Below are 13,970 nucleotides of genomic sequence, written 5' to 3'. Positions count from 1 at the left end.
CACCGTGACCAGCGCGGACACCGTTCGACAGACCCGATCGTGCCCACGAACTGCGGAACTCAGGGGGCGGTGGCGAGCTGCTGGAAGGAAGCACCGGTGAAGAGCGCCGCGGCGAGGGCGGCGGCCAGGCGGGGATGGACGGTCGCGTCGGCCAGGCGCCGGGCAACTTCCCGGACCGCCCGCCGGGTGAGTGGTGCGGGTGGCGGGCGGTACCGAAAGACGATCGGCAGCGGCGCGCACGGGGCGGTACAGCCTCGAAGTAGACCCGCAGCAGCCCGTCGTCCAGCGACCGCCAGCGCCGCCGGTGCCCCCGGTCTGCCAGCCGGACAGGCTCCGCAGGCTGGGGCACGGGAGCGGTCGTGCCGTAGTAGTGGCGGCGGGCGGCCTGGAAGTCCGCGGTGACGGAGTAATCAGCCGTCTGCAGGGCCTGGAGCAAGGCGGCGGGCAGGTGGGGGCGGTGGCAGACCAGGGTCAGGTGGATACCGGTGAGGGCACGCAACTGCAGGAGGCGCATCGTGCGGCGGGCGGTGAGGCGGTGCGCGCGCAGGACGGTCAGCCGGTTCACGGGCAGAGCCCTCATCCATGCGGCAGCGGCTTCCCAGGCGGGCTGACGGCCGGCGGGAAAGCCGCCCGGGAGCAGGGGCGGTTTGCCCAGGGCAGCCAGGAGGTCGTGGGCGAGGCCGGTTTCACTGGTGGTGCCCGGGCCGGGGTGCAGGGTGATCCGGCCGGACGGCGGATGGTGGGCGGCCAGGGCGGTGTGCGTATGGATCGCGTCGTCGCCCGGGTCGATGACCACGGCGACCGGCGGTGGCACGGTGGACGGCATGGCGACGTGGTGGTCAGGCGAGGCGGCTGAAGGCCCACCGCAGCAGCTCCTGGTCGACGCGGGGGCGGCCGGTGCGGGCCAGGGCGGTGCGGGTGTGGGCGGTCAGCTGGGCCCAGGCGCGGAAGTTGCCGTGCGCGGCGTGGCTGTCGGCGAAGGTGATGTCGTCGGGGTCGGCGTCGGCCCAGATCGGGTGGAACAGGGGAATGGCCTCGAGGACTTCGCCGGGGGTAAGGCGGGTGAAGCGCTGCCAGATGAAGATGCGGGAGGAGAGCATCGGTTCGCGGCGCAGCACGGTATGGCAGCCCTCCCCGCCGACGAAGATGACCGCGAGCTGGGTGGCGGGTTCGTCCCACAGGTAGCGGAAGTATTCGAACGCCTCCCCGTTGAGCCACTGGGCCTCGTCCACGAGGAAAGTGCGGGGGCGTTCAGCCAGGGCTGTTTTCAGCAGGCGGTCGAATTCGCTGGGGTGGCGCGGCGGTTCACCGGCCAGGTCGAGCGCGGTGAACAGTTCATAGCGCACCGCGCGGGCGGTGGGACGGGCCCGGAAGGTGATCTTGCGGACGTCCTCGTGCGGCTCGAGTCCCCGCAGGCAGATGTTGACGGCGAGCGTCTTGCCGAAGCCGGCGCCACCATGGATGCACATCATGGCGCGGGCGGCGACGGTGTCGGTGATGTTCTCCCTGGCGGTGAGCAGGGCGCGGGTGGTGACCACGGACGCATCGGGCAGGTCGACGTACTGGTAGGTGGCCGCGGTCACGAGGCGTCTCCGTCTTCAGTGGTCTGAGCGGTCGATCCGGGCCGGCGCCCGGGGGCAGGTGCGGACGGGACGGGAGCGGGCCGGCCGGGCGCGGTCCGGGTGACGAGGGAGGGCGGGGTGCGCCAGTCGGCCGGGGGCGCGGCGGGCGGGATGAGGTCCGGCATCGCCAGATCCGACAGGTCGGTGCCGGCGGCCTGGGCGAGTTCGGCCTCGGCCTGCACGGTGGGCAGCGCGCCGAGCCGCCGGGGCGCCTCGGGCTGGTTCACGGCGGCGTAGCGCTCGCGCTGGGACGCCTCCAGGTCTTTCTTCAGGCGGCGGGAGCGAGCGGCCCGCGCCCGCCGTACGGCGCTGATCTGTTCGTCGGTGGCCTGGTCGGCCAGGTCCGCAGGACCCAGGTAACGGCCGGTGGCCGCGTGGTAGACCTCGATCCGGTGGTCGTGGTGGGGCATGAAACGGACCCGGACCTGGATCCCGGCCTGCCCGGTCATCCACGGCCCCGCATAGTCGCGTCTCCTGAAACGGATGCCGCGGGTGGTCAGCGTGCGGGTGCCGGCGTCCTCCAGGGTGAACGTCCACAGATCTGCCGCGGGCACGTCCCGCAGCGGGGTGGGATCGTCCTGCCACGCCTCAAGCGGAGTCTTGCCCCGCAACGGCGCCGGGCAGTGCTCGGTGTTCCACCACAGCGTCCAATCCAGCAGCCGGGCGGTGAAGTCCTCGAAGCCGAGCAGCACTTCGTCCTTCGGACGGGAAGCCCGTTTGCCGGGACGCGGCTGGCGGGCATAGCCGGGCAGCGCGGCCAGGAACATGCTCTCCACCGCCCGGTTCAGGCCCTCCACGGTGCCCTTGAGGTGGGGGGTGTAGGCGGGCAGGTCCTCCACCGTCACGTCGAGGAGGCCGAACGCGGCGGTCACCGTCCGGGACAGGAAGTCCTTGCCACGGTCGACCCGCACTTTCTCGGGCAGGCCGCCGATCGGGCCGTAGGGTTCCTCACGCAGGACCGCGGAACGCAGCGCCGCGAGCACCGACTCCCTCGACGGATCCCCCGGCGTGAAGTTCCCCCATTGATCTGGACAGCTTGATACTGGGACGGTTGGGTCCCGGAGGAAGCAGTCCAGGTTGAGTGGCAAGAGCAACATGAGCAAGCGGTACACGGCCGAGTTCAAGCGCGACGCGATCGCGCTCGTCCGTTCGTCGCCGCGTCGGAATGTCACCGAGATCGCCCGGGAACTGGGGGTCAGCCCGGAAGGGCTTCGCGGCTGGGTCAAGCAGGCGGAGACCGACCGGGGCGAGGGGCCCGCGGGTGCGCTGACCAGCGATGAGCGCGACGAGCTTCGGCGCCTGCGCCGCGAGCTGGCCGAGGCCAGGAAGGCGAACGAGATCTTGGTAAAAGCCGCGGCCTTCTTCGCGAAGGAGATCGTGAAGTAGGCGCCGCCTGCCTCTTCATCGATGCGGAGAAGGCCACCGAGGACAACCCCGATGGCTACAGCGTCGCGCGGCTGTACCGCGTGCTGGGCATCAACCGCTCCACCTACTACGCGTGGCTCACGTCCCGGCCCGGCGCCGTCGAACGGCGGTGTGGCGAGGACGAGCTGGCCGGAGAGATCCGCGCCATCCACGTGAAGTCCCGAGGTGCCTACGGAGCCCCGCGCGTGCACGCCGAGCTCCGCCGCAAGGGCCACGCGATCAACCGGAAGAAGGTCGAGCGGATCATGCGGGAACGCGACATCCGCGGTATCACCCGCCGCAGGCGCCGTCATCTCACGAAGCAGGACACCAAGGCCGCCCCGGCCCCGGACCTGGTCGGCCGCGACTTCACCGCCGACAGGCCGGGCACGAAACTCGTCGGGGACATCACGTATCTGCCGACGGCCGAGGGCTGGTGGTACCTACCGTCATCGACCTGGCGACCCGCGAGGTGATCGGGTACGCGATGGCCGACCACCACCGCGCCGAGCTGGTCACCGACGCGCTGCGGATGGCCGCCGGCCGCGGCGACCTGCAGTCCGGCTGCATCATGCACACCGACCGCGGAAGCGAGTACACAAGTGGCGAATTCCGCCAGGAACTACGGGAGTTGAACCTGAGGCAGAGCATGGGACGAACCGGCATATGCTACGATAACACCGCAGCCGAGAGCTTCTTCGGCCTGCTCAAGGCGGAGATCGGCACCACCGTCTGGGAAAGCCGCGAGACGGCCCGCGCCGACGTCTTCCGTTTCATCGAGGTCGAGTACAACCGCACCAGGCTCCGCAGACACCCCGAGTTCGGGTACCTCACCCCACTCGAAACCCGAGCCAGACTGCAGCAAGACCTCACCCCCGCAGCGTAAGCAACCGCTGTCCAAGATCAGGGGGGAACTTCAGTTCCTTAAAGTTCAATGCCCAACCCGGGGCCGGTTGTCAGTGGGGGCTGGCACACTCTCTCGACCGCATCGCTCTGGAGGGGACGACACGCTGCGCATGGAGACCCTCAGGGAGACAGTCACGTTCGGCCCCGTCGGCCCCGGAGCAATCGCCTTCGCGATGACGGCCGGTCTGATCTACAGCCCTCGCATGCGCAAGGAACAGGGTCTGTCCAGCGGCCGGGTCTTCCTCGTGGCGTGGATGCTCGCGCTCACCGCCGTGTCTCTGGCTCCGTGGGCCCTCTCCCACGTCGTCTACGGCCATCCACCCGACGACGTGTTCAATTCCTGGGCCATCGGCTTCCCGATCGGCATCTTCCTCGGCTCCTTCGGCGGAATCCTGTGGACCCGCGCCGCCCTCAAGGCGCACTTCCCCGAACGGTACGGACGGCAATGACCCCACCCCACACAACGGAAGGCGGCCACCCCACCAGGGGACGGCCGCGGTCCGCGTTTTCCGTGCAGGAGAAGCCCGGCCTCAACACCCTCGTAGTCCAAGACTGCTCAGGACTGCCCGAGCCAGGACCTGGCCTATTGCGTGAAGGCTGTGCTACGGAACGCGACCGTCGTCAGTCGGTTCGCGCCATATGCGCCATCCCCTAGTCCACGTCCTGGTCGCGAAGAAGCCGTCGGCCGAGATCATCGGCCCATTCCTGGGCCCAGCTCATCAGCTTATCGATCAGCTCGGGACTCGTGCCGTACGCTTCCAGTTCGGCTTCGTCGAGCCAGGCGACGGCAGTCAGCCGGGTCTGGAGGGACTCCAGGTCGAAGCGGTCGCGAGCGTGGCGACGGCCGAACTCCTCAAGATCAGCCGTGGGCCAGCGGCGTGAGGCGGCGAAGACGTCCAGGGCGTCGCGGGCCAGGCCCCGCTCGGCCAGTGCGCGGACCTTGGTGCCGATCACGTCTTCCTCAGCGAGTACCGGCCCGTAGGCGGTGGAGGTGGCCGGCCGGGTGAAGACTTCCTTGAGGATGTCCACCTCGCACGTCCCCTGGGAGCCGAGGTCCGTGGCGTTGAGGCGTGCGGAGAGCGGGGCGATCTCGATGACCTGGATGTGCCAGCCTCGTGCGGCGAGCCCGTCAGCGAGGGTGCGGACGATCTCGTCCATCGGTGCGGGACTCTCCGTAGCGACATCCAGGTCCTGGCTCGGGCGGGCGAGGAGCTCGTGGGCCTGGACAGCGTATCCGCCGGTGATCACCAGAGGGTACGGGGAGCCGATGGCCAGGACGTCCGCGAGCAGCCGGGCGTGCATGTCCGGAAGTTTCACGCGGCCGCCGGGCCCCGGTGGTGGCGCCGTCGCCGGGCAGGGGGCTGTGCGGGAGGCACGTCGGCCAGAGCACGCAGCTGCGGAAACCGCTCCTCCCACACACCGCAGACCGTGGTCGAAACCAGGATCCGCAACGTGGGCCACCACCGCAGCAGGATGTCGCGGTTCAGCAGCGCGCACAGGTCCTCACGCATGCCTTCGGCAAGGACGGTGCGATAGAGGCTCATCAGCTGACGCTCGTTGCCAAGCTCGAAGGCACGCAGCCCGGACCAGACGACGGTGGCAGGCGCTTCAACGACCCCCTGTGTCGGTCCCCGAAGGTCATCCAATGCGTGAGGCAACCGACGCCGGAACTTCTCCTGGTACAGCTGCAGATCCGTGCCGTCCGGGCCGGAGTCCGCAGCCGCGCCAGCAGGGGACCACGCGGGATGGTGCTGCGGTGTGGCAGGCATATCCCCATTATGACGGCTGCAGCCAAGCAGCAGGCGGCGGACGGGACGGTCACCGTCCGCAGCGGCCCACACACACCAGGCACCGCTTTCGGCGAGCGGCCTCGACAGCCTCGTGCAGAGCTGCCGGTCCAGACCCGCCTCGTCAGCCAAGGGGCCGGCGGGAGCGCGTGGGCAAGGCCGACCACCGGCCCGTCGGACCTTCCTGGGCGAGCGATCGCGCCCGGGTCCTCTCCTCGATGTCCTCGTCCGGCCGAGCGGGCCGCCGCGGGCCGGTGTTCAGAGTCCGAAGCGCCACATCTTGCTGAAGCGGTCCAGCACCACCTCGGCGTCCAACTCGTCGTTCCAGACGCTCTCCACCCACAAGGGTGCGGCGTCCAGACGCAGACCACGAGGCTCTCGGGCTGATGTGTCAGGTAGCAGCGGCTCTCGTCCGCGAACGGCGCGCCCGGACCGTATTTCCCGTACAGCCGTGCGAGGCGTTCACGTTTGTCCTCAGCGAAGGCTTCCAACTGTCCCACGTAGTCGTCCTGCTGCTCGGCACTGACCGCTTTGAGGACGACCTGGACTGGTCGTTCCGTTCTGCTCGCCGAAGGCTTGAACCCGTCCGGCTCCCAGGGCTGTCAGTGCGCATCCGGGAGTAGATCAGCGGGTTCTCGACGACGGCCGAGACGGCGTTGTTTGTTCTTCGGCGTGGTGTTCCCGGCACTGGCGGCGGTTGCGGAAGGCACGTGTGAGGATCTTTCCCGCCAGGATCCGTACCAGTACAGAGCGATGTTCAGATTCACCCCTCTTTTCCGCTTCTGCGCCGCGATACTGTCGAGGAGTTGTAGCGGACGCGACCAAAGGGCTGAGGGGAAGTTGTGGAACTTCAGGTAGGTGACCAGCTCAAGGTAGACGTCGCGGGTGTCGACGCGACGTGGGTGAAGGAGGCGGTCGACGCGGTCAGTGAGCTGTTGGCCCCGGATCTGGTGCGGCTGGCGGGCTCCGAGGCCGCTGACGGTTCCTTCTCGGAGACAGCGGTGGCCATCGAGTTCCTCGTTGCGTCGGCGGCCGGGCTCACGGTTGAGGGGCTCCGGGCCCTGATTGTCACCCAGTGGGCGGCGTTGAGCGAGCGTCGGCGTAACACGCCCGTCGCCCCCGCTTCCGAACCGGCTGCTCTGACCGCTCCAGAAGCCACCCCGAGCGGTGCCCCGAGTGCCCCGGAGGTAACCGTGTCGGTAAGCGCTGAGGGGACGATCGAGGTACAGATCCGCCAGAGCCGCTGAGATGCGCCACCTTCTCGTCGAGGACTCCACCGAGGAGGCCGGACTGGCATTGACGCTGACGGTCGACGCCCAAGAGCACGTCGGCCAGGCCACGGTCCCCTTCCTGGAGCTGCAGCGCCTCGGCGTTGAAGAACTGCTCGTATCGGGCCAGGTCCGCAAACTGGCCGATCGCGCAGAGAGCTACGCGGCAGCGCTTCGGCGGATGCTTCAGCGCGCCTTTGAGGACCTGGACAATTTGCTGGCCGACGGGATCCTCGTCGAAGTGCGCTGCGGTGCCCGGGGCCAGGCGCTGGTGTGGGAGACGCTACGGCTGCTCGGCGACGATGAGCGCGCGGTCACGGTGATCCGGAGTGTGCCCGGCGAAGTCCAGCGTCCGAAGTCGCCGGGCGTGTGCGATCTGGTGTGGTTGGCTGCACGGGCGCCCAATGACAGCATCCCGCGCTACCGCGTCGCCGGCCCAGTGCTGGCCGGCCTCTTCGAGCAACGCACGATCGCACCGCTCCAGGTGAGCACCGCCAGCACGCCGGCGATGCTCCGCTCGCTCGGTCTGCCGCCGGATCCGCTTCGCCTGCGCATCGTGCATCTGGATGTCCACGGCGCAACCCGGGTGGCTGTCGGCGAAGACGAAGCCCTGGTCACATCGAGCTTCGTTGCCCATTTCGGGACTGAGACCATGAGCGACGAGGAGCTCAGGACGGTCCTGGGAGGCCTCGGCTGCGACGTCTTCGTGTCCAACGCCTGTCACGGTGGCGACCTGCGGGAGAGTGCGCGGCTGCCCTTCCCGGCGCGCCTGATCCTGGCAGGTGCGAGGGCGGCCGTGGTGGCCCGGGGGCCGGTTCCCGAACAGGTGGCCGCGGCCTTCGCGCCCGCCCTATACGTGTCCCTTGGGTCCGGCGCGACGCTGGCTGACGCGCACTCGACTGCTGTGGCCGCTGGCGCCCACGGCTTCGGCGCGTCTCGCGACCAGCGTGCGCAGGCGTTGATACAGCCGATGCTGTGGCTGGCCACATCCGCCGACGGTGGCAGCGCGCTGTGCACCAAGGCGCCCGAGTCTGTTCCACCCGTGTTCGGCGGTGCGTACTTCTTCGCCGCGGCCGAAGACGGCGCGTTGACGGCGGCGCTGACAGCCCTCGAACGAGAAGTCTCTGAGGGCAGAGGCATCCCGGGGTTCGAATTCGCGGACCCTGAGCTCTGCGGACTGTCCCGCCAGACACTCCGCACCGCGTTGCGATGGGCGATGGGCGATCCAGCGGACGAGTCTCCTGCCTCCGACGGTCCAGACGGTCCGACTCGGCTGCTTCGTATGCCGGCCCTGACGTTCACCGAAAGACGTGCGCTGCTCCAGTTCGCCTTCCGTACGACGTCCGTCCTGATAGACATCCTGGCCGTCTTCGTGCCGGGGGACCTGGTTCCCATCGGCTTGTCCGCGATGCTCAGCGATAAGGATCCCACGACGGCGCTGTTGCGCGCCGGGGAGACCGGCGCGATGACTGGTCAGCCAACGGACTCGATGGCCGAGGGCACCGATCAGGCCCGGGCCGTGCTCCGGCAGTTCCCGGAAGGGGAGGCCGTCAGAGCCTGCCTGGCCCTGCCGATGCTGGCGGTCGGGTCGGGGGTCGCGCTCGCGGGAGTGCCGATGCCGTATGCCCCTTCGGCGTTGATCGCCGATAAGGACGACCGGCTCAAAGTGCTCCGTTCCGGAGAGGCGTACTTCCTGGTACCCGATCGATCAGTGCGCGAGGCGGCCCGGGCACTGACTCGGCCCGAGATCCTCACCGGGGTGCGCCTGAAGGCCTGGACCGGGACGTGTCAGCGTCCGAAGCCACGGGACTGGGACGAGGAGTCGGCGTGGGCGTGCGCGACCCATTTGGCCCTCGCCGCTGCGGCACGAAAGGTCGGATTCCCTGACGCGGACTCAATGGCCTGCTTCAGCACGCTGCTCATCAACAGCAGCCGCTCGGCGGTGGCGGACCTGATCCGCGCCCTGCACCAAGGTTTGCCGGACTGGCCCGAAATCCCCCCTGATCTCCGGGAGGTATGGGACGAACTCCTGGAGGACTACACAGAACTCAACGTACAGAGGTTCACGCCGAACGCTGTGCCCGTTGTGCCTGAAGGTGACGCGGATCCCGCATTGGTCACCGCGGAAGAGGCGACGCCGTTGGACGCACTGGCACTCACAGAGCGCGAGAAAGCGCGTTTCAGCGCCTACCGCGCGGCCCGCGACGGTGACCTCGCAGCGGCCCTGAAGACCGCGGTGGATCAGCTGGCCACCGCGTCCATCAACGATCGCTTCGACTACTGCGAATGCCTGCACCTGCTCGGCGATGTCCAAGAGCGGCTTGGGCGGGACGAGGCGGCCGTCCGATTCTTCCTCAAAGAACGTGCCCTCAGCCCGCCCTCCGACAACCGCCGCCTCCACAACCGGGATCACCTCTACGGACTTCTCGAAGGAAAGCGCCGCGACCATGGCGACCTGCTCTACGCCCTCGGGCAGGAAGGCGTGACGATCGCCAGGCGCATGGGGGACACCGAATCCGAGGGGCGCTTCCTCACCAGGACCCTGAACTGCGGGCTCAACGCACACCGGCAGTCATGGGTGCGTGAGTCGGTCGACCAGGCCCGCGGCCACCCCCATGTGAGCCCAAGCCTGGTCCACCTCGCTGACGGCTTCCTGCTCGTCGACACCGATCCGCCCCAAGCGATCCGCGAACTCGGTCGAGCGACTGGCGGCGACGACGCAGTCGCGGCCCACGCGTTCCTCCTTCTCTCACTGGCCGACGAAGACCACGCTTTGCAGCACCTCGCGCAGGGCGCCCGGACGAGCGACGGCAAGTCGTACCGAGTGATGTGCCTCTCATGGCTGCTGGACAGACTTATGCGCCGCGGGCTCACCGCTGACCTGCGTACCGAACTAGCTCAGTTGCCCGACGACCTCCTTAAGCTCCCGGTCGCCCTGTACGGCCGCGCGGGTCTCGCCTATCTCGACGGCGAGGAGAACCGGCAGGACCGGTTCACCGAAGCCCTGATGGCCGACGGCGGGCACTTGCTTTCCCTGCTCGGGTCGATCGGCGTTTCGGGTGACGCACTGCCGTTGCAGGCGGTGGCCGACGCCGTCGTGCGGCTCACGGAACAGATCCAGGGCCGCGTCAGCCATCGCGAGGCGGGCGCCGGTCATCCGGGCGACATCACCGCCCTCTCCGATGTGGCCCAGAACGTCGCGCGTCTGGCGGGTCTCTTCGGCCCCGTGGACCAGCGGTGGGTTGTGGATCTGTTGCTCCAGTCCAGCGAACGAGCCTGGGACGGCGGCTCGTCGGCCCACTTGGCGCTCGCGGCCGGACTCCGCTCGTACGCCTGCAGCCTGCTCACCGAACTCGGCGAGCCCGAGGACCTGGTACGGCTCGCTACTGAACTGGGGTGGCTGGCCACCCTCCAACGCCAACGTGGGCGGCCCACCGAAGCCGAGTCCCTGTTCCAGCAGGCCATCGAGCTGTCCCGGGGCCGACTACCGGCTACTGACCTCGCATCTCTGATCGGGCGCTACGGCAACCTGATGCACGACCTTGGTGAGTTCGGCCCGGCCGTCCACCTCCAGTGGTCGGCAATCCGCACCGGACTGCCGGCCGCTGGTCTGCCGCTGGAGCCATCGGCGGCCGCGACGCGCTCGGTGCTGACCGCTGTCGCAGCCGAACCGGAAGCGGAGTTGCCGCGCTGGGACATTCTGCTCGTCAATTTCGCGAACTGCTTGGCCTCCGCCGGGGAGTCAGCGATCGCACACTCAGTGATCGAGTGGATGCTGCCGCGTGCGGTTGAGCGGCCACCGACCGGAGAAGTGGCCGCGCTCATGGTCGGAATCACCCGCCGGATCAGCTCGCACGAGTCCGCTGCGGTTGGGCCAAGCCCTTGAGAGGCGCTACCCAACCGCGCCACCAGCCACGATGGTGCCCTCAGTTGCGCCGCTGGGTGCGGCGTTCGGCGCCGACGCGGGCGTAGAGGTCGATCAGTTCGGGGCTGTCCACGGTGGCCGGGTTGATGACCCGCTCGATAGGGGCAACAGAACGCGGTAACGACCGCCTTGCTGCACTTCATCCAGGGTGAACCCATCAGCCGACGACAACGGAGTCGACCAGGAGGCGGCAAAGCCACTGACAAACGCCCATGCATCCACCCTTTCCCTGCACCCACCCGCCAGGGCCCCAGCTACGTCGAACAAGTCAGCCGTGCCGCTGACCCTATGCGCTTGTCAGCCCGTCGCCGATCGCCGCTGCGGCACCGCGAAGCGTTGACCACGGCTGACTGAAACGGGGTCTGAGAAGCAGCTGCGGGTCTGAGCTTGATACTTAACCCTTCAATCGGACGTGCTCTCCGAAGGTGTCGGCGCGTTTCACGGTCTTGCCGACATCGTGCCTGGTGGCGAGCCGTCTGTTCTTGGAGCCGAGTGGGCGTCCGGGGCCGGGGTGGGAGGGTTTCGACGCGCGGGCCGGGCAGGCCAGGTGCGGGCGGAGGTTCCGAAACCCCCGCCGGACCCGGGCGGGGGTGAGACGGCCAGGCTCGGTCGGCTTCTCCCAGGGGCGGCGCAAGTCCACGGCGGCCGCGCGGAGGAGCCGGAGCTGGGTGTGGGCGGCGATGATGAGCCAGGTCCAGCGGTCCGCGGCCTCGGGTGTTCGCAGCTTCGGGCGGGTCCATCCGAGCGTCTGCTTGATCATTCTGAAGGTGTGTTCCAGGTCGAAGCGCCTCAAGAACGCCTGCCAGCGCATGTCGACGTCCATGCCTGTCAGTCCGGTCTTGGACGACCACAGCCATACCGGCACCGGTTCACTGTCACCGGGCACGCGGTCGACCTCCAGACGGATCAACGTGCCGTTCATGACGGGGAGTTCACCGATGTGGTCGATCCAGGCGGACAGGTGGCGCAGGCGGGGATGGACGCGGTCCCAGGCCATGGCTCGGGCCAGACCGTACCGCTCGGTGGCCTGCACCGTCGCCGCGTCGGGCTGAACACAAGAACTTGACGGGGAACGCCACTGACACTGAACGGGGCGTCGCGGCGCAGTGCGCGAATACGCGCCTCCGTGCAGCGCCGTGCAGCGCTCCGCGTGTGAGCCGGTCGTTGCCCCTGACCCCGACGGCCGCGTTCGGACACCGCCACCCGTACGAGCCGACGTCCTGTGCCCCGCACGCCCGGCCTACGCGCCAAGCGAGTCGATCAAGTGGTCGTCGAGTGAAACTCCCTGCCGCTGGGTGAACTCCCACTCCGGCGGCAGGGACAAGTCGAACACGCAAGAGCGGACACGTGACGTCTAGCCGCGGACTTCGCGGGTCACCGTTTCAGATCTGTGGCCAGCGGGTTTGTCCGATGTCGGTGTCGAGGAGGTCGAGGAGGTGGAGTTGGACGCCGCGGGTGATCTGGACGGTTGGCGGGTCGGTGACGTTGCCGATCCGCAGGGTGAGTTCGCCGAGGTGGTAGAAGAACATGCGGCCTGTGGGGCGGACGTGGCGGTTGTCGGGGTAGAGGCCGCTCATGGTCTGCTCGGGGCCCAGTGCCCGTCTGACTTGCCGTTCGATGAGGCAGAAAACGAGCAGGGCCAGGCAGATGACCTGGATCAGGGCAGCGACGCGCCGGTTGTGCTGCACGAAGACCGGGGCGACCGCGAGGGGCCCTTTGAAGTCGTGGTAACGGCGCTCGACCGCGCCCTGGCCCTTGTAGTGGATCAGGGCCCCGGCCGGGTCTGCCTGGTCGGCGGGGACGGACGTCAGCAGTGCGTACCAGCCGTCGACAGCAGCTTCGGCGTCCAGCACGCCGGTGTCGAAGTGCCAGGCCAGAACCGGGGTTCCGCTCTCGTTGTCGGTGACGGTCCAGCGCAGACAAGAGGTGACACGGCGCCTGGCGGCGATGACACCGATCCGGGCGACGACCTTCTCCCGGGTCTTGTAGTGGCGTCCGCCGGCCGCAGCGGTGAGCTTGTTCAGGTCCTCGGCGGCCCTGGCCAGGCGTTTGTCCCGGGCGGCTTGCTGACCGGCGGCGTTCGCGGTGGAGTGGACCAGGATCCGGCGCACGGTGAGCGGCGGATCGCTCTTGCGGGGCCCGGTCAGGGTGTGGGTGTCCTCCAGCACGCGGCAGGTCTCGCGCCGCTCGGCGGGCTTGCCCGCCTCCCGGTCCGGTGTCCAGTCCACGACGGTGGCCTGCGCGAGATCGAGAGCGGCATAGACCTCGTCCTTGACCTGCACGGCCGGGGCCGGGGCGATGAACTGAACCCCGGCTGCCAGCAGGGCACGGACGTTGGAGTAGGACACCAGCTTGGAGTCGGCGACCATCAGGAAGCCGCGTTCACCGGCCATGGCCCGCAGGTCTTTCATCGCGCCGACGACCTGGCTGACCTCGGCCGCACCGCCGCCGAAGACCCGGGCATGGAGCGGGATGCCGCCGTCGGCCGACACCGCGAGCCCGGCCTGGACCTGCTTCAGATCGAAGCGCCGGTCCTTGGGATGCCCGTAGCCGATGACGGGGAAGTCCTCGTCCTGGCCCTCGGCCGGGAAGGCCCCGTGCACGGACATACTGGTCATGTCCCAGTGCATCCGGGCCACATCGATCCCGAACTCACCGACCGCCCGCGCACCGACCGTGCCCGCGATGTGCTCCAGGTGCGGAGCGATCGCATCCAGTGCCCGGGCCAGACGGTCATCGTTGAGCAGAGCGGGCTCGATCCCGAAGACCTCCTCCACCGCCCAGCACCTGGCCCAGTCCTCCACCCGCACCAGCGGCGCGGGCGACGTCAGCCGGTTGGCCACCAACGCCTCGATCACCTGCCCGTGCGTCACCAGCGCACTCGCACCACCAGGACACACCTCGTCGACGATCCCGGCGACATCCAGCCGGCGCAGAAACTCGGCAGCGACAGGCAGAGCGCCCAGACGCTTTTCCACCACGGACGTCACCGCGACTCTGCTGCGCAATTCCTGGGTCAGGCCGTGAGCTGGTAGGCGAGGTGTTCCAGGCGGCTGCT

11 protein-coding genes and 2 pseudogenes are annotated in these 13,970 nt (G+C 68.9%); 6 read left to right on the top strand and 7 right to left on the bottom strand.

The window, feature by feature from the left end:
- The 3 genes and pseudogenes from IEZ11_RS49510 to IEZ11_RS49500 all read right to left on the bottom strand — a co-directional run.
- A pseudogene (locus IEZ11_RS49510) lies at window positions 1-826 on the bottom strand (hypothetical protein); the annotation flags it as partial.
- A gap of 13 nt (window positions 827-839) precedes the next feature.
- Window positions 840-1,583, bottom strand: a complete 744-nt coding sequence (locus IEZ11_RS49505) for an AAA family ATPase (protein ID WP_189269696.1) — start codon at window positions 1,581-1,583, stop codon at window positions 840-842.
- Window positions 1,580-2,605, bottom strand: coding sequence for a Mu transposase C-terminal domain-containing protein (locus IEZ11_RS49500; RefSeq protein WP_189269695.1), 1,026 nt, complete (start codon window positions 2,603-2,605; stop codon window positions 1,580-1,582). Before IEZ11_RS49500 ends, IEZ11_RS49505 begins: the two co-directional genes overlap by 4 nt.
- A gap of 94 nt (window positions 2,606-2,699) precedes the next feature.
- Between IEZ11_RS49500 and IEZ11_RS49495 the strand changes: the two genes are divergently transcribed.
- The 4 genes from IEZ11_RS49495 (at window position 2,700) to IEZ11_RS49480 (ending at window position 4,381) form a co-directional block, all read left to right on the top strand.
- A complete protein-coding gene (locus IEZ11_RS49495) occupies window positions 2,700-3,008 on the top strand; it encodes a transposase (protein WP_229713980.1) in 309 nt (102 codons plus the stop codon).
- An 80-nt stretch (window positions 3,009-3,088) separates the two neighbouring features.
- The gene (locus IEZ11_RS49490; RefSeq protein WP_189269693.1) at window positions 3,089-3,502 is read left to right on the top strand and encodes an IS3 family transposase; all 414 of its coding nucleotides are present in this window, start codon (window positions 3,089-3,091) and stop codon (window positions 3,500-3,502) included.
- Window positions 3,463-3,912 (top strand): DDE-type integrase/transposase/recombinase, encoded by a 450-nt coding sequence (locus IEZ11_RS49485; protein ID WP_189269692.1) that lies wholly within the window; start codon window positions 3,463-3,465, stop codon window positions 3,910-3,912. The genes IEZ11_RS49490 and IEZ11_RS49485 overlap by 40 nt, the downstream gene beginning before the upstream one ends.
- Before the next feature lie 130 nt (window positions 3,913-4,042).
- Window positions 4,043-4,381: a hypothetical protein gene (locus tag IEZ11_RS49480; protein WP_189269691.1), complete on the top strand. Its 339-nt coding sequence runs from the start codon at window positions 4,043-4,045 to the stop codon at window positions 4,379-4,381.
- Window positions 4,382-4,583: 202 nt separating this feature from the next.
- On the opposite strand, the gene IEZ11_RS49475 is transcribed toward IEZ11_RS49480, so the two are convergent.
- Window positions 4,584-5,249, bottom strand: a complete 666-nt coding sequence (locus IEZ11_RS49475) for a nucleotidyl transferase AbiEii/AbiGii toxin family protein (protein ID WP_189269690.1) — start codon at window positions 5,247-5,249, stop codon at window positions 4,584-4,586.
- Entirely contained in the window at window positions 5,246-5,701 is a 456-nt protein-coding gene (locus tag IEZ11_RS49470; protein ID WP_229713978.1) for a hypothetical protein, read from the bottom strand. Before IEZ11_RS49470 ends, IEZ11_RS49475 begins: the two co-directional genes overlap by 4 nt.
- Before the next feature lie 860 nt (window positions 5,702-6,561).
- Here IEZ11_RS49470 and IEZ11_RS49465 point away from each other — a divergent pair.
- Complete coding sequence (locus IEZ11_RS49465) at window positions 6,562-6,966, top strand: hypothetical protein (protein WP_189269689.1); 405 nt, start codon at window positions 6,562-6,564, stop codon at window positions 6,964-6,966.
- 1 nt (window position 6,967) lies between these two features.
- The gene (locus IEZ11_RS49460; protein WP_189269688.1) at window positions 6,968-10,873 is read left to right on the top strand and encodes a CHAT domain-containing protein; all 3,906 of its coding nucleotides are present in this window, start codon (window positions 6,968-6,970) and stop codon (window positions 10,871-10,873) included.
- 433 nt (window positions 10,874-11,306) lie between these two features.
- On the opposite strand, the pseudogene IEZ11_RS49455 reads toward IEZ11_RS49460, so the two are convergent.
- Window positions 11,307-11,960 (bottom strand): annotated as a pseudogene (locus tag IEZ11_RS49455) (NF041680 family putative transposase); the annotation flags it as partial.
- A 334-nt stretch (window positions 11,961-12,294) separates the two neighbouring features.
- Window positions 12,295-13,902 carry an IS1634 family transposase gene (locus IEZ11_RS49450; RefSeq protein WP_444544950.1) on the bottom strand — a complete coding sequence of 536 codons (1,608 nt, stop codon included), beginning with the start codon at window positions 13,900-13,902 and terminating at the stop codon, window positions 12,295-12,297.
- Window positions 13,903-13,970: the final 68 nt, after the last annotated feature.

The organism is Streptomyces fuscichromogenes (genome assembly GCF_014645815.1).
Lineage (GTDB): Bacteria > Actinomycetota > Actinomycetes > Streptomycetales > Streptomycetaceae > Streptomyces > Streptomyces fuscichromogenes.
The sequence above is the reverse complement of the archived record's forward strand: the minus strand, read 5'-3'. Positions and strand labels throughout refer to the sequence as shown.

What these genes read in the sequence shown, in the direction of transcription:
- IEZ11_RS49480 (WP_189269691.1), top strand. Translation starts at nt 4,043, where the DNA reads ATGGAGACCCTCAGGGAGACAGTCACGTTCGGCCCCGTCGGCCCCGGA.
- IEZ11_RS49470 (WP_229713978.1), bottom strand. Translation starts at nt 5,701, where the DNA reads ATGCCTGCCACACCGCAGCACCATCCCGCGTGGTCCCCTGCTGGCGCG.
- IEZ11_RS49460 (WP_189269688.1), top strand. Translation starts at nt 6,968, where the DNA reads ATGCGCCACCTTCTCGTCGAGGACTCCACCGAGGAGGCCGGACTGGCA.